A 19,710-nucleotide genomic window follows, 5' to 3' on the forward strand; every position below is an offset into this window, starting at 1 on the left:
AACTGCCTGCTCCTCCACTCTTACTTCATTAGTCCTTCGCCTTAGCTGCGAACGGTCTGATGGATTGTGATGGAGTCGTTCCCGGTTAAGATAGGAATATCGGTGATGCGGCCTTGCTCGGGGCCATTCTCCAGCTTCAGCACACCCCGCGGACACACAGAAGCACAAATGCCGCAGCCCACACAGGAAGCCCGCACCACATTCTGCCCGCGCTGCGCATACCAGCGCACGTCTATGCCCATTTCGCAATAGGTAGAACAGTTGCCGCAGGAAATACATTGCCCGCCGTTTGTCGTAATCCGGAACCTGGATTTGAAGCGCTGCACAATACCGATATAAGCCGCCAGTGGGCATCCATAGCGGCACCACACACGGTTACCCATGAACGGGTAAAATCCAACACCTATCACACCGGCAAAGGCGGCACTAATCAGGAAGCCGTACCATTGGTGCACCACACCGGTTGCATCGCCGAGCAAGGTGAATTCGGCAAAGTAATTGGCAATGGTCATCGCCGTCATTACGACTGCAAACACCAGCACACCGTGCACCATCCACCGCTCAATTTTCCAGGCTTTTAAAGATTTGGTGGACAGGTGACGGAACGGGTCACCTGCTGTTTCGGCCAACCCACCACAGCCACATACCCAACTGCAATACCAGCGCTTGCCATAGAAGTAGCTCATGAGGGGCACACCAATGATGACGAGCAGGATTCCCCATATCAGCATAAACATACCGATGGCGCCGCTGCTCAGCATGTTCTCTACCCGGTACTCAAAAAAGAAAGTATAATCCAGGGGCCAGATGTGCTTGAAGTCGTTCCAGGGTTTATTGAACAGCACCAGTATTTCCGGAATCAGGAAAGCGAACGCCAGCTGAAAAAACATAACCGAGGCCGTGCGCAGTGTCTGGTATTTGTTGCCACGATACTTCCGGAACATGCGCACGCCCATTACCAGAATCGCCAGTGTATAAATAAGGCCATACATAAACCACTTGCTGGCCTGGTTGCCGGAGAGGGCAATACTGACAGGGTCGGCCAGCAACACCCAATTAGTAATATACTCGGCAAACCAATAAAGCAACACATAGAAGGCAATCAGGTAAGTACCCACCACAATACCCACCCAGCCTCTTGATTTGAGAGATGAGTGGTACACGCCCTCCTGTTTTAGCCCGCCGGTTTTATGCTGCGGCGTTGGCAACACGTATAGTAGCACTCCCAGGGAACCCGCCACTATTGTTAGCAGCAGCAGGAGCAGCTTATTATCGGCGACAAAGCCTATGCTGGCGGCTTTGGTGACTGAGAAAGCGTAATCATCCCAAATCACCTTTTCATACTGCCCCTCTATCCTTAGCCTGTCGTTGTAGGCTCCGAAGTAAGCGTTAAAGTCACTGGCAAAGGTAAAGTTGTAGTCGTATGTTTCGCCTATCATAGGCGCCAATTCCTCCTTCAGAATAGGGTAATGCTCCTCACTCACCGCTTCCTGTAAAACAGCATCCGTGAGCCGGAACTGCCCCAGAAACAACAGCGAGGTAAAAAAGACCAGCGATGCTAAAAACAGCGTCAGTCCGATAGGTTTTATATACTTCATGGTGTGGATTAACTCCTTAAAAACGAAAACAGGCCCTTTTTCTTATGAACCGGCAGCGATGCATCAAACTGCTCGTTGTACGCCCGTACAATATCCTGCTGATAGCCTTTATCGAAAAACTCGCCGTTGAAATCTGCCTTGTCCAGCCTGGCAAGCACTTCTTCTATGGTGCTGCCGTTTCGGAGGGCCTTGTCAAAGAAATCGTGCCGCAGGCGCAGCCCGAAAGCGTTAACGCCAGTCAGCACTTTGGTATCGGCTTCGAACATCGCTCTAAAACAGATTTTGCCCTCGTTATGTTCCCAGTACAGCGACTGCAACTCATCGCCCCACCTGGCGGGCACGACGCCATAGGTCTGATATTCAATATCAAGAAATTTAGCGGAGTTAAACCAGGCACCGGGGTGGTAAGGCACTGGCTTTTGGGTGAGGCTGTAGGCCAGCGTTTCGCCATGCATGCGGCCTGTATACCACGTCTGTTCTACGCTTCTGCGGTGCACGACCGGTGTTCGAAACTCGGCACAGTCGCCGATGGCATAAATGTCCGGTATGTTGGTGGCAAAGTACTCGTCTACCAGTATCCCCCGGTTAGTCTCCAGTGGTGTATCTTTGAACAATGAAATATTAGGGCTCACCCCTACCGCCAATCCCACAAACTGGCAATCGATTCGCTCTCCTGCGGAGGTGACAACGCCACCTACTTTACCGGTACCATCATCCAGAATCTCCTTTAGCTCATATACCAGTTTCAGATCAATGTGATGCTCCAGCACATGCCGGTTCACCAGCTGCGCCTCCTCCTTCGGGAGCACGTTTCCCCAGAAGTTTTCCTCGCGCACCAGAAAGGTAACGGGAATGTCGCGGCTGCGCAGCATCTCTGCCATCTCAATACCGATAAGTCCACCCCCTACTACTACTGCCCGCTTACACGAGATAGTATTCGCCTCCATCTGTTCCAGGTCCTGGTAGCTATACAAGCCCTGCACGCCCTGCAGGTCCTGCCCCGGCCATCCGTATTTATTTGCAACAGAGCCTGTGGCCAGTATCAAGGTGTCGTAGGAAATAGAGTCATGCTGTTGTAGCTGCAGGGTTTTCTCCTCAAAATCAATCCCTGTTACCCAGTCATACACTAGTTGCAGCCGGTTTTTGCCCCAGAAATAATCTTCGTAGGGCTTTATGTTTTTATACTTCATGTGCCCCATGTAGAGGTACATCAGCGCCGTGCGGGAGAAGAAATGCTCTGTTTCGCCAGATATGAGGAAGATCTGTGCTGCACTGTCTCTTTTGCGGATATGGCGCGCACAGGTAACGCCTGCTATGCCATTCCCGATGATGACGATTTTGCGCCCTTTGCTGGTGCTCTTTTCAGGGTTATCGCTCACTTATAATTCTTTTCTTTTTGATGCTAATTCCCGTTTGTGTATAGTATTGTACAGCAAAATAATCAGCCTGCTGTGCCACGATGTATCTTTGGGTGTAACCGCCAGCTCTTACAGTTGTTCAACCTTTTGCAACCACCCCTGCTTAACACGGGCTGGGAAGCGGATACTAAAGATAAAGCTTTTAAAGCGGAATTTACTGTACCGGTAGCCGAAAGCAGGTATAGCCGCAGAATTTACCCGGACCTGCTAGGTTTAAAGTGCCGGTTGCTGTAAACTAGCTTTTCCATTTCAGGCGTTCAACCCCTTGCAGCATATGCTTCAACTACACAAAATTCACCACATTGCCATTATCTGCTCTGACTATGAAATTTCAAAACACTTCTACACCACCATACTTGGCCTGGAGGTTATCCGGGAGGTGTACCGGGCAGAGCGACAGTCTTACAAGCTTGACCTGGCGTTGAACGGGGAATATATAATCGAGCTGTTCTCCTTCCCTGCTCCTCCTCAGCGGCCTTCCCGACCAGAGGCAAGTGGGTTGCGCCACCTTGCTTTTGAGGTAGCAGACATCAAGGCCGCTGTGCAGGAACTGCAACGGCAGGGTATAACTCCCGAACCAGTTCGTGTAGATGAGTATACCGGCAAGCGCTTTACTTTCTTTTCTGACCCCGATGATCTGCCACTGGAGTTGTACGAAATCTAACGCCTTCTCCTCCAGCAGGACCTTTTTAATTTGAACTTCCGTAAGAACCTACAGTATGGAAGAAAATGAATTAGCGACAAATCCGGATTACATAGCCATAACCATCACTGACATTCGGGAGGAGGCCCCCGGGGTAAAAACCTTTGTGTTTGGAGGCGACGATGCAAAAGATATTCAGTATCAGCCGGGGCAGTACCTGACTTTTGCCCACCAGGGCCACAGCGGGGAAGTACGCCGCTCCTACTCCATTACCTCCACTCCAGCGCTGCAGGAACCGCTGACCATAGGCGTAAAACGCGTAGAGAACGGCTTTTTTTCAAGGGAGTTAATTGACAAAGCCCGGGTAGGCGACAAACTCTACACCATCGGTGCCTCAGGCCTCTTCACCTTACCTGACGATATGCGCCAGTATAAGCAGTTCTTCCTGCTGGCGGCTGGTAGCGGCATCACCCCTGTATTTTCCATGCTCAAGACTTTACTATATGCTTACCCTGCGCTAAAAGTGGTGCTCATTTACAGCAACAACAACCCTAAAAAAGCTATTTTCCGGAAGGAGCTGGAGCAACTGGCGCAAGCCTTCCCGGAGCAGCTCCACATTGAGTTCCTGTATAGTGTTTCTCCGGATCTGTCACGGGCCAGGCTTTACAAAGACCTGCTGCAGGACCTGTTGCGGCAATACGCCGTGGCTCCATACCACCAGACGCTGTTTTACCTCTGCGGACCAACCACCTATATGCGCATGTGCTTCTATGCCCTGCGACAGGTTGAGGTCCCGAACGATAACATCAGGCGGGAGAATTTCAGCACGACAAAGGTGAAGGTACCGCTCCTGCCACCCGATACTGATTCGCACCAGGTGACACTGCATTTCAAAGGCCGGGAGTACAACGTGCAGGTACAGCACCCGACAACCATTTTACAGGCAGCTAACAAGGCTGGTATGCCACTCCCTTATAGTTGCGAAGCCGGTAAGTGCGGCAGCTGCGCCGCCCGTTGCACAAAAGGCCAGGTGTGGATGTCCTATAACGAAGTGCTAACCGAAAAGGATCTCGCCAGAGGTTTAACGCTGACTTGTGTAGGCTACCCCTTTGGAGGAGAAGTAGTGCTGGAGGTAATGTAAAGATTGAAAGGTAAGTATACTACTGGTTACATGGTGTATCTTCAACTTTCCTGCGACGAATACCAAACAGTTTTATAGAAATAGGATTGAATTAAAGTGCTACATTTATCTTGTCAAATTAAACCTTAAAAAGCCATGGTAACTGTAACCCGGACAGACTCCAGCAATAAAGACTTTGTAGAGCTTGTACGCCTTCTCGATGCGGATCTAAGTATCAGAGATGGAGAAGACCACAGCTTTTATGCGCAGTTTAATAAGATAGACATGATAAAGCATGCCGTAGTGGCTTATCAACAGGAGCAGGCAGTGGGCTGCGGGGCTGTAAAGGCTTATGCAGAAGGCACCGGTGAAGTGAAGCGCATGTACGTGCGGCCTGCGTTTCGCGGGAAAGGAATTGCAGGAAAGATATTGAGCGAGCTAGAAAAATGGGCGGCCGAGATAGGCTTTCATACCCTTATTTTAGAAACAGGAAAGGCCCAACCGGAAGCCATACGGTTATATACCAAAAGCGACTATCAAATCATGCCTAACTACGGCCAGTATGAAAATGTAGAGAACAGCGTGTGCATGAAAAAGGTAGTAGCCGACCATAAAGTTGATGCCTAGACTGCTAACCAGGACAGGTTTCTTCTTTTAACCCTGCTCCATCCAGGCTTTTACACCACCCTCCAGTGAAAGCGCCTCCACATTGGGATACTTATTCCGAATAAGCTTTGCTGCTTCGGCGCTTCGCTTTCCGGAGGCACAATAGAAAACCACTGGCTTTCCTGTTTCCAGAAAAGAAGTGTCCTGCTCTACTTTATCGAGCGGCACATGCTTCCCTCCTATACTGTACAGCAAGCGTTCAGCTGTATTCCGTACATCCACCAGTTCATAAACTCCCTGTTCTATACCTGCTTTTAACTCAGGGGCAGTGATAGTGGGCACAAAATCTGTTTCCGGTAAAGTCGTGATGCTTGTATTGGTTACGGTACCGATTTTGATGATGCGGCTTTGCATAGTTTGTGCATCCACCAGCAGCATTTTCCCAGTCAGCACCTCCCCTGTTTTTGTGATGTACTTGATCACCTCATTCGCTTGCATGCAGCCTATCATACCTGCCAGCGTGGGTATCACACCCCCTTCCGCACAATTAGGCACCTGAGAAGCGTCTACATCCGGAAAAATGTCCCTGTAGTTCGGGGTTCTTGTTCCGTCCTCATTGGGTGCATTCCACACCGCTACCTGCCCTTCAAATTGATAAATAGCACCGTACACCAAGGGTTTATCAGCCAGCACACAGGCATCATTTAACAGGTAGGTGGTGTCAAAATTATCTGTTCCATCCAGCACCAGGTCATAGTCCTGCAGGAGGTCCATTACATTATTAGAAGTGACTTTTACATCATGCGGCACCAGCTTTACGCCGGGGTTTTGCTTTTGTAGCTTCTCACATGCTACTAAGGCTTTTTTCTGGCCTACCTCCTCCGGCGTAAACAAAATCTGCCGGTGCAGATTGCTGACCGACACCGTATCAAAATCCGCTATACCAATAGTACCCACTCCTGCCGACGTTAAATACTGTGCCGCAGGACAGCCTAAACCTCCTGTTCCTACAATAAGCACACGTGCATTTTGCAGTTGTTTTTGTGAAGTCTCGCTGAAGCCTGGTAAAGACATCTGGCAGCTGTATCGCAGTAAGTCGGGTTGCATGAGGGTATTCTTTTGGTTCTGAAATAAGATGATTTAAGTCTGGGAAATTAAAATACTGATGTCTGATGAATTACTCCTGCATCATCTGTTTCACTTTCTCAGATTCTTCCGGCGTGTTGACATTCAGGAGTGCATCAGGGTTTATAGGCTTCAACATGTTGATGTCGCTGTTACGTAAGACCTTGCGCGGGCACGTGTACCCCTGGGCCAGGAAAGCGAGCAACAGCGGGTAGCTTTTCGGCTCCCAAATGGTAATGAGCGGCTCCGGGAAACCATCATGCGGGCTCTCAAAAGTCGTAGCAACAGAAGAAATACTTCTGTTATCAGTCAGGCGCTGCAAGGTATGCTGGTCCAGCAAAGGCAGGTCGCAGGCTACTACCAGCCAGGCCGCATCCGGCTGCTCCCGAAACGCAGAAAGGATAGCGCCATAAGGGCCTAAACCTGTAAAGGTATCTACCACTGTTTTGTAGTTGCTGTCAAATTCTTCCTGTTGCTCGGGGCGACAGGAAATAAACACCTCCGGACAGAATTGCTTTAGCAGGTCCGCTACATAATACCGCTGCTCTTTCCCGTGCCACTGCATGGTTCCTTTATCTTGCCCCATGCGCACACTTTTTCCTCCCGCTAATACCAATCCGTTCAGCACTGGCTTTGCCTGCTGCAATTGCTTCTGAAAGAAGGTGATAATCTTATCTGTTTCACTCAGCCGATACAGGGGCAGTTTCTGCCAATCCGGAATCACCTCCTGCACAAAGTCAAACACCTCCTTTGCATTATCAGCCAACAAGATAAGCTGCACATTCGTGAGCTGTTCCAGGCGCTTTTGTAGGGATGCTTTTTTACTTTCATCTATCACCACCACCTGCGCTTTCGCCTGCTGGTGGTTTCCATTTACCAGCACCGCATCCATATCAGAAAAGAACTGTCTGAATTGGAAAGGATCCAACTCAGTGTTTAAGTCAAACTGATGGTAACTGATTTGGTCGGTATATTCTGCTACAGCACCTGCTGCCATGCGGCCGGGCAGAGTCTCACCCCCATCTGAATGGGCATGCGAAGCATCTACATACGCGCATTTATAATCAGCAGACAGAGCCTTAATAACCGCATCCGCCAGCGTTTTGATAGCTCCACAAGGTGTGCCCACTATTGCCCACTCGTTGCGTGCGAAGTTGCCATACGCAGGCCTCGAAATTACACTGTGTTTTTTATGCTCTTTTGAAGTCACGCTTTCCTCCTGTTTTTTCAATCAGCTTCGTTTCTTTGATGACAATATCATGGCTCAGGGCCTTACACATATCATATACGGTGAGCGCTGCCACAGATGCCCCGACCAAAGCCTCCATTTCGATACCCGTTTTCGCCGTGATGCTGGCCGTGCAGTCAATCACCACTTCCTGCTGCTCGTTTATCTGAATGCTGATGTTGCAGTTATCCATACCAATCGGGTGGCAGAGCGGAATCAGGTCGCCGGTCTTCTTCGCCGCCATCACACCTGCAATAATAGCTGTTTGGAATACGGAGCCTTTCTTCGTCTGTATATCGTCTGCGGTAAATTTCTCCAGTACTTCGGATGGCAGCACCACGATGCTTCTTGCTGTGGCAGTGCGGTGAGTCACCTGCTTCCCGCTTACATCCACCATCGTGGCTTTTCCCTCTTTGTCTAAGTGTGAAAATTCACTCATGCTATAGTCTTAAGAATCTGAGTACTTAGAGTATGTTTAAAATTCATACTTTGCAAGCGAAAACGAAATTTAAACATGCTCTAAGGAAAGCTTCGGGTATTATAGTTTAAACCTTCCGCCTGAAAGGCCACACCCGGTATACCTCTCCCTGCTTAAAGTTACACCCTTCAGCGGGAAGCTCCAAAAAAGCATCTGCCTCTACCAGGTTGGCAAAGTCGCCGGAGCCGTTGCCCTCCAGCGGTGTGGCCAGCATTTGCCCCTGCTCGTTCAGGCTTATGTTCACCTGCAGGAAATACTGTAAGGAAGGGTTAAAAGTGATGTCCTTGCTTAACGCAGCATATAGACTTGATTTTGCCCCAATACCCAGGCACGCCTGGAGCCAGGGCAGAAAATACCGGTGAAAGCACATGAAGGTGGAGACCGGATTACCCGGTAAAGCAAACACATGCACGCCATTGTCATGCTTCCCGAACCAAAACGGCTTCCCCGGCCTTTGCTTCACTTTATGGAAAAGCTTCGTTACCGCCAACTCTTCCAGCACCTGCGGCACATAATCAAATTTCCCCATAGAGATGCCTCCACTCAGGATGAGCACATCATACTGTTGCAGGCAATTGTTCAGCTGCCGCTTCAGAGTGGCTACGTCATCAGGAATATGCAGCAAGTCAGCCTGCAAGCCATATTGCTGTAGAGCAGCTTTTATGGTATAACTGTTAGAGCGCCTTATCTGGTAAGGCAAGGGTGTTTCCTCTACTTTCACCAGTTCATCTCCGGTAGAAATCACCACCACCTTCGGAAGCGTTTTTACCTGCAGTTCCTTCGCTCCCACTGCTGCAGCTACGCCTATAAGCGCAGGAGTAACTACCTGACTCGCCAACGCAACAGGCTCCTGCTGCTTTTTATCTTTCCCCTGCGCATGTATATTTTGGCCTTTGTTGATTCCGTTTGTTTGGAGGGTTGCCATCCCGTCCTGTATCACCAGGTCCTCATACCTTACCACTGTATCTGTGGAGGCGGGTAAAGCGGCCCCCGTCATAATTTCAACGCATTCTTCTGCAGACTGGATTTCTACAGGCTTGTCTCCTGCTGCCTGTGTCGCGGTGATGTTGAAAGTTTGAATACCTTGTTCAATCGCCTCATACCGAAATGCAATGCCATCCATGGCCACACGGTTATAAGGTGGCATGTCTCTGTCTGCTTTTAAATCTTCGGCTAACACTCTGCCTAAAGCCTCTTCAAACGGCACGCTTTCCGTACCGAAATCTTTAACTTCTGCCTTAATGATTGCTTCTGCTTCCTCAACTTGAACCATATCTGAAAATGGGATTTGAGTCTGTGTAAATGATTTTCTCACTGATGAGTGAAGTGCATCAGTTGTATTCCTAAGAATAAAGGAACAGGATTATGGGTGGTGGTAAAAACTATCCTCCGATAGTGGCCATGGAAGCATTTAGAGAAGAACGTTCTAAACTGTTTCTCTCCGCTTCCCAGCCGTTTATCTCTTTCTTACCAATAGCATCCATCAAAGCTGCCTGTAATGCAGTTTCGCCGGCACCTGCACGCATGAGGTCTTTTACATTCATCACACCATCACCATACAGGCACGTTTTCAGTACGCCAAGTGGGGTAAGCCTGATACGGTTGCAGGTGCCGCAGAACGAACGCGTATAAGCTGCAATTACTCCTACATTGCCTTTGTGGCCGGGAACCTGGTAGTTATAAGAGGTTGAAAAAGGTGCGTCAGGGACTTTCTGGATATCAGGATACTTATCTTTGATGGTATTTAGTATCTGTACATGGTCCCAGGTAAGGCTGGTGTAGTGGTTGCCTTCCCCGTTAAAGGGCATCTCCTCAATGAAACGGACACTGACTGGTAAGTCTTTGGTAAGTTCTACAAGGGGCAGAATATCATCTGTGTTCTTACCCTCCATGACCACTGCATTCAGTTTTACCTCTATGTCGTGGTGCAGCAAGGCTTCCATGGTTTCCAATACCTTTGGCAGTTCATCCCGGCGCGTGATAGCGAAAAACCGGTTTCTGTCGAGGGTATCAAGGCTGAGGTTAACGGATTTTACGCCTAGTTTCTTAAGCTCAGGGACAAAGGGAGCAGTTAGTACGCCGTTTGTGGTAATGGTAAGTTCCTGCAGGCCCTGCAGCTTAGACAGTTTAGTTAAAAAGGACATAAATTCTTTCCGCACGAAAGGCTCCCCTCCCGTGATGCGTATTTTCTCTATCCCCATTTTCACCATCACAGAACAAATGTGGAGCATCTCTTCATAGGTCATCAATTCCTTTCTGCCCAGCCAGTCAAGCCCCTCCTCCGGCATACAGTAAAAGCAGCGCAGGTTGCACCTGTCTGTTACCGCCAGCCTTAAGTAGTTTATCTTTCTTCCGTGTTTGTCTATCAACATCTTTTGTTCCTCTGAAATTCTGGTGAAGGGTATTGCAGAAATCTCTCCGCAGCATGCCTGTTTCTGTAACCACTTTTCCGATACCTTAGTTTGATTCTTTCTGGTTACGCGAAGTACAAAAAGGACCCATCCCTGCCCCTCCACGGAGGGGAATAAATTATACTTGTAGAAATTCCCCTCCTCGGAGGGGCAGGGGTGGGTATTCTTTTATACATCAAAACTATATCACCATCCCTGAAAAAAGAAACATGTCGCCAGTGTCAGGTTGAGCTTTACACTTGGCGACATGTCCCATCTTATTCTATATAAAGTTCTTTTAAACGGTTTTTAACTCTGCCTGCTCTATAAATGGCTGGTTTCGCAGTCGCTTGCCTGTTGCTTTGTAAATGGCATTTGCAACAGCCCCACCAGTTGGCGGAAGCGCCGGTTCACCTAAACCGGTTGGGTTTATGCCGTTGTTAACAAAATAAACATCCACCTCAGGCACTTCCTTCAGGCGAATCAGCCGGTAATTGTTAAAGTTTTTCTGGTCCGGTGCCCCATTTTTGAACGTGAGGTTGCTGTACATTGCATGACCGAGGCCATCCACGATTCCACCCTTTACCTGCTGATAAGCGCCACTCAGGTTAACCACCATACCACAATCGCAGGCAGCGTATACCTTTGTTACGACTGGAACATTATTCTTCACCGCTACCTCTCCTACCTGGGCCACATAAGACCTGTGTGAGAAATAAACGCTGAATCCCTGCGCTACTCCTTTCTTCCTGCCCCAGCCGGATTTTTCCACAGCTAAATCAATGACACCTTTCATACGGTCGATGTCATACTTGATTTCACCTACAGGTGCTTTCTTTGCTTTAGCCAGCAACTCCAGGCGGAACTGCACGGGGTCTTTGCCGGCTGCCTGAGCCACCTCGTCCAAAAACGATTGCTCTGCAAATGCCAGGAAATTGGTAATTGGTGCGCGCCATGGGCCTGTGGTAATCGGCGATTTGTGCTCTACCGAATCAATCAGCAGGTTGTCTACGCTACCAGATGGGAAATTGTCTTCACGGGTCGGATTACCGGAGCTCATTCCCACACCACGCAGTTTGTAGCCAATCATATTGCCTTTGGCATCGAGGGCGGCCTCAAAGCGGTAACGCACCGCCGGGCGATACGTACCGCCTGTCATGTCATCTTCGCGGGTCCATATAACTTTTACCGGTGCTTTGATGATGCTGGAAAGTTCAGCTGCCTCCACCACGTAGTCGGCACTCAGCCTTCTGCCAAACCCACCACCGAGTCGGGTTAACTCCACCGTTACTTTCTCTGGAGCAATGTTAAGCAACTTTGCTACCTCGCTGCGTGCTCTTTCAGGAGTTTGGGTAGGTCCTGCCAGTTCTACCCCATCCAGGCGCACATGCGCGAAAAAGTTCATGGGCTCCATCGGGCTGTGGGGCAGGAACGGGCACTGGTACTCGCTCTTGATAACCTTCGCCGCCTTCTGGAAGGCTGCCGCTACATCACCATCTTTCCTGTGAACAGTTGCATCCGGGCTGTCCAGCAGTTCTTTGAAAATACGATCATGATCAGTACTGCTTTCAAGCGGAGCATCCTCCTCGTATTCTAATTTAAGGGCTTTACGGGCTTTATTTACCTGCCAGGTAGATTTACCCACCACGGCTACATTGCTTTTGAAGGTCACCACGTCCACAATACCAGGCATGGCCTTTGCTGCGGCGGCATCCACTGACTTCAATTTCATACCGAAGGCCTTCGGGCGCTGAATCATGGCAAACAACATACCTTCTTTATAGACATCCATGCCATAAAGGGGCTTGCCCGTGATCATCTCATGATTATCCACGTTGCGTACCGCTGTACCAATCAGCTTAAAGTTTTTCGGGTCCTTCAGCTTTACGTCCTTTGGAACCGGTACTTTTGAAGCCTCGGTCGCCAGATCGCCATAGCTCAGTTTGCGGCCAGTTGCCTGGTGCACCACCATCCCATTATCAGTGGTGAGAGTGCTGGCCGACACCTTCCAGCGCTTGGCAGCTGCTTCCATTAACATATGGCGTGCGGTGGCACCGGCTGTGCGCAGGCGATCCCAGGAATGCGGAACGGCACCGCTACCACCAGTTACCTGGCGCTCAAACTTATTTGTATCTAATGGAGCCTGCACCACCTTCACCTTTGTCCAGTCTGCGTCGAGTTCCTCGGCCACAATCATCGGGAAAGAGGTTTTGATGTTCTGGCCCAGCTCCGGGTTAGGGGAAAAGATGGTCACAATACCGTCTGGCGAAAGCGCTAAGAAGCTGTTGAATTCAATTTCACCTGCGGCAATGGCTGTATCGCTTACTACCTCCAGCGCCGAAGCGACAGAGCTGGTCCAGCTGAAACCCAGGAAGAGACCGCCACTTGCCGTAGCGGCCAGCTTCATAAAATTGCGTCTGCTTGGTTTAGATAAACTTGACATGGCTATTTAGATTTATTGGCGGCTAAAGCAACGGCTTCACGAATACGGTGATAGGTGCCGCAACGGCAGATATTTCCGTTCATCGTGTTATCGATTTCTTCCTGCGTCGGGTTCGGGTTCTTGTTGAGCAAGGCGGTTGCTGCCATTATCTGGCCCGCCTGGCAGTAGCCACATTGCGCCACGTCTACTTCGTTCCAGGCTAACTGCACCGGATGGTCACCGTTTTCAGAAAGTCCTTCTATGGTCGTGACTTTGGAGGTGCCTACGGCAGAAACCGGGTAAACGCAGGAGCGAACGGCATCCCCGTTCACGTGAACCGTACACGCGCCGCATTGCGCAATGCCGCACCCGTACTTGGTTCCGACTAACCCCAGGTTGTCGCGCAGCACCCACAATAAAGGAGTGTCTGCCTCAACGTCGGCCTCGTAGCTTCGACCGTTGATTTGCAGCTTATAAGTGGCCATATGAATCTATGTATGAGATTAAATTCTAAATTAATTAAATATTGCCAGTATGCAGTAGGAAATTCAAAAAACAGCTAAAATATATCTGCCTAAGACACTGACTATGACGACAATAAGAAATCATAGTCAGCAGCAGTATCGATATCAACAGCGCCCTGAGGAAAAGGAACAGCGGCAGTATCGGTATTGTACCTGAATAAAAACTCTTTGGCTCCCCCTTTCCCGCTCAGCGCCATCAGCTCCGTAAAGTAAGCTTTATCAAACAAGGCAGGCGTACCCAAGGTGTTTCCATAAGCACAGGCCACTATGCCTTTGCCACTCTCCTGTTTCGTCTGAATAAGTTTATCTAACAGTGCGGCATCTACAAATGGCTGGTCACACACCATCAGGATGACATCTGAGACTTCAGGTTCAACAGCCATTAGTTTATCAAGTCCTAAACGAATAGAGGAAGCCATTCCCTCCTGCCACTCCGGATTATGTACTGTAATGATAGCCTCATCCATATTTCCGGTAGAAAGCTTCTCTGCATTAGCTCCTGTTATCATTACAATTGGCTTACAAGCAGATGCAACAGCAACATCTATAGCGTGTTGCAACAGCGTTTTCCCCTGGTAATGTAGCTCCTGCTTCGGCTTACCCAGGCGTTTTGATGCTCCTGCTGCTAATAAAACAAGTCCTGTCATTTATCTACTTTTCTTTGTCATCCTTTGTACTACTCCAGCGTCACCTGCCTGATTTTTTCCTGCTCACGCGAATGAATAACATCCTGTTTATCACGAAGAGGCGTGCCTGCTCTTTTGGAGAGCACTGCCTTTATCTCGGAAACAACAGCAAGCGCAATTTCCTCAGACGTTTCTGACCCTATATCCAATCCAACAGGACCATAGATGCTTTTCAAGTCTTCTTCGCTTAGCTGCATACCCTCCTCCTGTAGTTCTTCCAGCATCCGCTCCAATTTCTTTTTAGGGCCGAGCACACCCACGTAAGGCATACGCAGCGGTAGCAGTTGGCGCAGCATAGCAGTATCGTAGTTATAGTTGTGCGTCATCAGCACGAAAACGGTTTGTTCGTCCAGCTTTATTTTCGGCAAAACCTGCTCTGGCTTTACTACAAGTACCTGCTGTGCAACAGGGAATCTTTCTGCCGTAGCGTAATTTGCGCGTCCGTCTACTACAGTTGTCTGCCATCCGAGTATGGATGCCATCTCTGTAAGCGGAATGGCATCGTTTCCTGCACCTGCTATGATGAGAGAAACGGCAGGCTTCAGTAATTCTATGAAACCGGTAAGAACCGTCTGAGGTGTCGCATATGTCTTCGTCATAGAAGCACGATCCTTTAACACTTGCTGCGCATCAGCAATAAGCGCCTTCTCCAGGGATTTGTCCTGAAAACTGCCTGTTATGGCACCCCCTTCAGAAGTAAATAAACAGGTTCCCGGCTGCACGGTTGCCTGGTAGTCCAGGGAAAACAGCGTGACCATTACCGCATGCAGGCGATTACTTAAAAAGGATTGAAGCAGCGCGACAGGATTTTCCGGATCCTCCGGGTCGATGGGTTCAATCAGAATCTGTATGATACCGTTACAACCCAGGCCTACGCCCAGTTTGGCATCATCTTCATCGGTGGTATCATACGTCACCAGCATCGCCTTTTGCTGTACCATCGCCAGCCTTGCTTTTCTGAGCGCGTCCCCCTCTAGGCAACCGCCGCTGATGGCACCTGTCAGTTTGCCGTCTTCGTTTACGAGCATACGGGCGCCGGGCCGTCTGTAAGAAGAGCCCTGCACATGCACTACCGTTGCCAGCGCCGTTTGTCTGCCTTCCTTCTGGGCTTCTTCAAAAGCCCGCACTATGTCCTGCACTTCCTTCATCTCAGACTATTTCATTCTATCTTAAAAACGAGCAGTGTGATAAGATAGCAAGTTACTAATTTCTGTCGTGGCTTATATAACGTATACAAGGAGATTTAGCTTCAACCGGTTCCCTTGCAGGATCAAATCGAGCTGCAGAAGACTATCATCATGCAACACGATTGCTAAAATTACGCTATATTAGCCAATGCAAATGCTACGCAAGTTGTAGCAGTAAGCCAGAAAAGAGGCCAATCAACACGACGCAAATCAATCTAAAGAAAGAACGCTATACATGAGCAAGGTAACAATCAGGAGCTTACAGGAGCTAGAGCAATACGAAGGAACTGAGATGGGCGTATCAGATTACCACACCATCACGCAGGAGCAAATTAATAAGTTTGCAGATGCCACGCTGGACCATCAGTGGATTCACCTTGATGCGGAAAGAGCCAAAACAGAAACCCCCTTTAAAGCCACCATTGCACACGGTTACTTAACTGTGTCGCTGCTGCCTTACCTGTGGCAGCAGATTACCTCTATCGAAAACCTGAAGATGCAGGTGAACTATGAAATTGAAAGCCTCCGCTTTAACCAGGCCGTCACTGTGGACAGCCAGGTACGCCTGCGGGCAAAGCTGCTGTCGGTAAAGGACCTGCGGGGTATTGCAAAGGCAAGGCTGGAAGTTACTATGGAGATTGAAGGCAGCAAAAAACCTGCTTTCACCGGCATCATTACCTTCCTGTATCACTTTAATGATTAGACTTGTACCCTTCTGAAAGCTACTCCAGGCTTTTCGGAGACTGCGTCTGCTGTTGAATAAATCGCTGCATCCGCTCATAGTGTGATCCTTTCCAGTAGACGCGGTTACAGGAGTCGCATTGATAAAACGCGTCGAAGTACAGCTTCGTTTTAGGCGGCAGCTGCTCTATTACGCTGTCTTTAGGCACCTGTGCAATGCTTCCATTACAGGCTAAGCAGCGGGTAAAAGGAGTCAGCTTGTGCCTCAGGTTATAATAATTGACAACTTCTGTCAATTGCTCCTCCAGGTGCTGGGAGCGCAGCCAATAGCCCCAACGGATGCTTTTATGCTTTAGCAGGCCAACATCCCGCGTCAGCACGATGCGCTCTTCTGTTGCGGCTATGTGTGCGATGGCTTTATCTGAGTAGTCGTTTTCATAACAGGTGTCAAACCCCAGCATCCTCAACGCCCTTGCCAGCTTGCCGAGGTGCACATCTAAAACAAATCGGTCTGGAGCGGGGTAGTTTGCCTGCAGCGAAAAGCTTTCCGGCCATCCTCTGTTTGCCTCAGCCGGGTATACGGCTACCTTGTCACCGGCTTGCAAAGGATGGGTAAAGTCAACAGGCATGTCATTCAAGAGAATCACATCTACCTCCGGGTGGGGAACGCCAATAGCTTCAATCGCATCTTTTACGGCTGGAGTACCTGCAAACCTGTACTGTAGCTTACTCTCTTTTCCTGAAAGAGCAGGGAAATCATTCAGGCTGCCGAAAAACTCAATTGTCGCTGTTGCATCCATACGTTTCTATAGTTAGAGCCAGGCTTTGTACTTGCCTTACTGCTGCAGGTGTGGCAGTATTGAACTAAGTTTCTGATTTCTAGCCTTGTATTGATATCGAATCTATTCAAGTCTACACCTTATTTCCATCGCTTTTTCTGATGTACCGGGTCAAACCACCCCTACCCCTCCTTGTCCAAGGATGGGAGCCTGCTGCTTCAGGTCGCTCTAGGCTTTTTCCATCGTCAATGTTTACTACCAAAAACCGTCAGCACGAAGTGAATCTGTTTCCAGTCTTTGGGTTGAGCGCCTGGGGATAGGGGCCCTCTATTAGTAAATTTCCGGTGCCACGCCAGTGGCAACCGTTTTTAAAAGGGCCCCTCCTGACAGGAAATATACACAGCGCGATGCCCTTAAGAGGGCCCCTACCCCCACGACGAGGCCACTCGGCCTTGAGAGCACAGGAAGACAAAATGAAAAGGGCTGTTTATGATTCGCTGAATAAGCCGTTGCTACGGCAGCTTAGACAAAACTTCAAAAAGCCTATTCGATGGAAAGCTTCAGGTAAATTAGTCTCATTCATATAGCTTCACATTATCCTGCATAAAAAAGCGAAGCCACACCATCAGATGATATAGCTTCGCTCTATTAGACAAAACTCCTCCTCATATAGGAAGTAGGCCTCGTTATCCGGCGTCTACAGCATCATACACCACTACCTTCGACCAAAGAGAGGAACACTCTTCCACAAAGTTCTTATGCACCGGATGCACCTGATACGTTTCCTGGTCCTCCAGGCTGTCGAATATTAACAACCACGAAAGAGCATACCCCTTTTCAATTACATCCCTGTTCGTTGTGGCCGGCACACCAATGTGAACGGTGCGAATTCCTTCTATGGACTTCATCTTATTCAGCCCTTCCAGCAACTTACTTTTATCTTCTTCCGAGTCGGCATTCTTTAGCCAGAAAAATACGTGGTGTACAAACATAGTTTTATCTTTTGATGATTATTTGATTTTGAATAGTCTGTAAATAGCTATTTTCTATATCTGAAAATTAGCATTAATACGTGCTATTACCAAATTGGGTCCCTTATTCTTCCGAGGCCTATCTCCAGAACCATAGTCAACAGGTAACAGACACAAAGGCCCTAGCACCAAAGAGAGACAAAACCACACCTGCCTTTTTGGCAGCTACGAACACATCAGATTTTAGTACCTTTGAGGCTTTATTTGTCCAGCACCTATTTATAACAAAGATTAACCGACTTAAAATGGAGTCATACTTTGAGCTGAAGAAAAACGGCACAAGCGTACAAACTGAGGTTATTGCCGGTGTTTCTTCCTTTCTGGCAACTTCTTATATCATTGTAGTAAACCCCAGCGTCCTTAGCCAGGCGGGAATGCCTTTTGCCGGAGTGCTCACCGCAACCGTGCTCGTGAGTTTCTTTAGCAGTCTGATGATGGGCCTCTACGCCCGCAACCCGATCCTGGTGGCCCCCGGTATGGGATTAAATGCCTTCTTCACGTACTCGGCTGTGTTAGGACTAGGGATTACCTGGCAGGTGGCGTTGGGAGCAGTATTCTGGTCGGGCGTAGTTTTCCTGATTTTGTCTGCCTTCAATGTACGTACGCTCATTGTACGGGCTATTCCGCGTCCTTTGCGCTTTGCCATCGCGGCAGGTATTGGCCTGTTTATCACGTTGATAGGTTTTGCAAATGCGAAATTTATCGTTTCAAACCCAGCCACCATCCTTGGCATCGGGGAGCTTACTCCTGCCCTACTCACCTTTCTCGCAGGTTTGCTGCTCACTGCAGTGCTGCTAACAAAAAATGTAAGAGGGGCCATACTGATTGGCATTCTGTTCACAACGCTGGCCGCATACCCGATAGGCCGCTGGTATGGCGGTGAGGGCGTAGCACCTTTAGTGAACTTTCAGGGACTTTTCGCGGCTCCGGATTTCAGCCTGCTGCTCCAGCTAGATTACGTGAACTCGCTGCAGTGGGCGGTGGTACCCATCATCTTCGCATTTGTATTCACGGATATGTTCGACAGTGTCTCTACGTTTGTGGGCCTGGCAGAAGCCGCCAACCTCCTGGACGAGCAGGGTGAGCCAAGAAATGTAAAGCGCTCCCTTATGACGGATGCCGTTGCCACAACGCTGGCTGGTTTGGTGGGGTCGAGCCCCGGAACAGCTTATATTGAGTCGGCAGTGGGTATAGAGGCAGGTGGACGCACAGGACTCACTGCAGTAGTAGGTGCTTTGCTGTTCCTCCCTTTCCTTTTTCTTGCTCCTCTCCTGTCTGTAGTACCGGCCATCGCCACTGCTCCGGCCCTTGTGCTGGTGGGTGTCTTTATGGTGCGGCCTGTTGTGAAGATAAACTGGGGGCAGTTGGATGAGGCTATTCCGGCATTTCTGGCCATGGTTTTGATTCCATTTTCATACTCCATTACACAGGGCATTATTTGGGGGTTCCTCTCCTGGACAGCCATAAAACTGGCCACAGGCAAGACAAAGGATATCACTTTAGCTTTGCTAGTTATCGATGCATTTTGTATTCTTGCTCTGCTATAGCATCATAAAGAATATTTCTGGCTCCTTAAAAAGGGGGGTAGAGTATGCGTTGGAAGAACAGAATTGGCTGTATTTGCACCAGTCACTGAACTTTACACTTAACTAAATGGAGATGTTTTGCCAGCTTTAACAATAAAAACGAAATTCGATTGTTAGTCTTTGTAAGCTTTATTCAACCATTTAGAGCAAATACTATCTCCTGACAGAACAAACAGGCTTTTTTATTTATGTTAAACCCAGGCTAGCT

Annotated in this window: 18 protein-coding genes; 5 read left to right on the plus strand and 13 right to left on the minus strand. The window is 49.0% G+C overall.

Translation table 11 applies throughout. The features are described 5' to 3' along the window. Positions 1-41 precede the first annotated feature (41 nt). Complete coding sequence (locus DXT99_RS11690; RefSeq protein WP_115565738.1) at positions 42-1,598, minus strand: 4Fe-4S binding protein; 1,557 nt, start codon at positions 1,596-1,598, stop codon at positions 42-44. Positions 1,599-1,606: 8 nt separating this feature from the next. Further along, positions 1,607-2,887 carry an NAD(P)/FAD-dependent oxidoreductase gene (locus DXT99_RS11695; RefSeq protein ID WP_394851326.1) on the minus strand — a complete coding sequence of 427 codons (1,281 nt, stop codon included), beginning with the start codon at positions 2,885-2,887 and terminating at the stop codon, positions 1,607-1,609. Between the two features lie 403 nt (positions 2,888-3,290). Between DXT99_RS11695 and gloA2 the strand changes: the two genes are divergently transcribed. The 3 genes from gloA2 to DXT99_RS11710 all read left to right on the plus strand — a co-directional run bounded on the left by gloA2 (position 3,291) and on the right by DXT99_RS11710 (position 5,406). Beyond that, a complete protein-coding gene (gene gloA2 / locus DXT99_RS11700; RefSeq protein WP_115565740.1) occupies positions 3,291-3,680 on the plus strand; it encodes an SMU1112c/YaeR family gloxylase I-like metalloprotein in 390 nt (129 codons plus the stop codon). 55 nt (positions 3,681-3,735) lie between these two features. Next, positions 3,736-4,800, plus strand: a complete 1,065-nt coding sequence (locus DXT99_RS11705) for a ferredoxin--NADP reductase (protein WP_115565741.1) — start codon at positions 3,736-3,738, stop codon at positions 4,798-4,800. 135 nt (positions 4,801-4,935) lie between these two features. Beyond that, positions 4,936-5,406, plus strand: a complete 471-nt coding sequence (locus tag DXT99_RS11710) for a GNAT family N-acetyltransferase (RefSeq protein WP_115565742.1) — start codon at positions 4,936-4,938, stop codon at positions 5,404-5,406. Between the two features lie 27 nt (positions 5,407-5,433). On the opposite strand, the gene DXT99_RS11715 is transcribed toward DXT99_RS11710, so the two are convergent. The 9 genes from DXT99_RS11715 to DXT99_RS11755 form a co-directional block, all read right to left on the minus strand. Then, the gene (locus tag DXT99_RS11715) at positions 5,434-6,492 is read right to left on the minus strand and encodes a HesA/MoeB/ThiF family protein (protein WP_115565743.1); all 1,059 of its coding nucleotides are present in this window, start codon (positions 6,490-6,492) and stop codon (positions 5,434-5,436) included. Between the two features lie 70 nt (positions 6,493-6,562). Next, positions 6,563-7,741: an NTP transferase domain-containing protein gene (locus tag DXT99_RS11720; protein WP_246000665.1), complete on the minus strand. Its 1,179-nt coding sequence runs from the start codon at positions 7,739-7,741 to the stop codon at positions 6,563-6,565. Continuing rightward, entirely contained in the window at positions 7,701-8,177 is a 477-nt protein-coding gene (moaC, locus tag DXT99_RS11725; RefSeq protein ID WP_115565744.1) for a cyclic pyranopterin monophosphate synthase MoaC, read from the minus strand. The genes DXT99_RS11720 and moaC overlap by 41 nt, the downstream gene beginning before the upstream one ends. 106 nt (positions 8,178-8,283) lie before the next feature. Further along, positions 8,284-9,489 (minus strand): molybdopterin molybdotransferase MoeA, encoded by a 1,206-nt coding sequence (locus DXT99_RS11730; protein WP_115565745.1) that lies wholly within the window; start codon positions 9,487-9,489, stop codon positions 8,284-8,286. A gap of 109 nt (positions 9,490-9,598) precedes the next feature. Next, the gene (gene moaA, locus DXT99_RS11735; RefSeq protein ID WP_115565746.1) at positions 9,599-10,588 is read right to left on the minus strand and encodes a GTP 3',8-cyclase MoaA; all 990 of its coding nucleotides are present in this window, start codon (positions 10,586-10,588) and stop codon (positions 9,599-9,601) included. A 316-nt stretch (positions 10,589-10,904) separates the two neighbouring features. Then, positions 10,905-13,049, minus strand: coding sequence for a xanthine dehydrogenase family protein molybdopterin-binding subunit (locus DXT99_RS11740; RefSeq protein WP_115565747.1), 2,145 nt, complete (start codon positions 13,047-13,049; stop codon positions 10,905-10,907). Between the two features lie 2 nt (positions 13,050-13,051). Then, positions 13,052-13,513 (minus strand): (2Fe-2S)-binding protein, encoded by a 462-nt coding sequence (locus DXT99_RS11745; protein WP_115565748.1) that lies wholly within the window; start codon positions 13,511-13,513, stop codon positions 13,052-13,054. A gap of 101 nt (positions 13,514-13,614) precedes the next feature. After that, positions 13,615-14,199 (minus strand): nucleotidyltransferase family protein, encoded by a 585-nt coding sequence (locus tag DXT99_RS11750; RefSeq protein WP_115565749.1) that lies wholly within the window; start codon positions 14,197-14,199, stop codon positions 13,615-13,617. A 29-nt stretch (positions 14,200-14,228) separates the two neighbouring features. After that, positions 14,229-15,386, minus strand: coding sequence for an XdhC family protein (locus DXT99_RS11755; RefSeq protein ID WP_115565750.1), 1,158 nt, complete (start codon positions 15,384-15,386; stop codon positions 14,229-14,231). Positions 15,387-15,660: 274 nt separating this feature from the next. Between DXT99_RS11755 and DXT99_RS11760 the strand changes: the two genes are divergently transcribed. After that, positions 15,661-16,128, plus strand: coding sequence for a MaoC family dehydratase (locus tag DXT99_RS11760; RefSeq protein ID WP_115565751.1), 468 nt, complete (start codon positions 15,661-15,663; stop codon positions 16,126-16,128). Positions 16,129-16,147: 19 nt separating this feature from the next. On the opposite strand, the gene DXT99_RS11765 is transcribed toward DXT99_RS11760, so the two are convergent. Together DXT99_RS11765 and DXT99_RS11770 are read right to left on the minus strand one after the other, a co-directional pair. Next, complete coding sequence (locus DXT99_RS11765) at positions 16,148-16,906, minus strand: Mut7-C RNAse domain-containing protein (RefSeq protein WP_115565752.1); 759 nt, start codon at positions 16,904-16,906, stop codon at positions 16,148-16,150. A 665-nt stretch (positions 16,907-17,571) separates the two neighbouring features. Further along, on the minus strand, positions 17,572-17,877 hold the full coding sequence (locus tag DXT99_RS11770) for a Dabb family protein (RefSeq protein WP_115565753.1): 306 nt from the start codon (positions 17,875-17,877) through the stop codon (positions 17,572-17,574). A gap of 284 nt (positions 17,878-18,161) precedes the next feature. Here DXT99_RS11770 and DXT99_RS11775 point away from each other — a divergent pair, with 284 nt between their 5' ends. Next, complete coding sequence (locus tag DXT99_RS11775) at positions 18,162-19,463, plus strand: NCS2 family permease (RefSeq protein ID WP_115565754.1); 1,302 nt, start codon at positions 18,162-18,164, stop codon at positions 19,461-19,463. Positions 19,464-19,710: the final 247 nt, after the last annotated feature.

Origin of the sequence: Pontibacter diazotrophicus, from assembly GCF_003367245.1 — a bacterium.
Taxonomy (GTDB): Bacteria; Bacteroidota; Bacteroidia; order Cytophagales; family Hymenobacteraceae; genus Pontibacter; species Pontibacter diazotrophicus.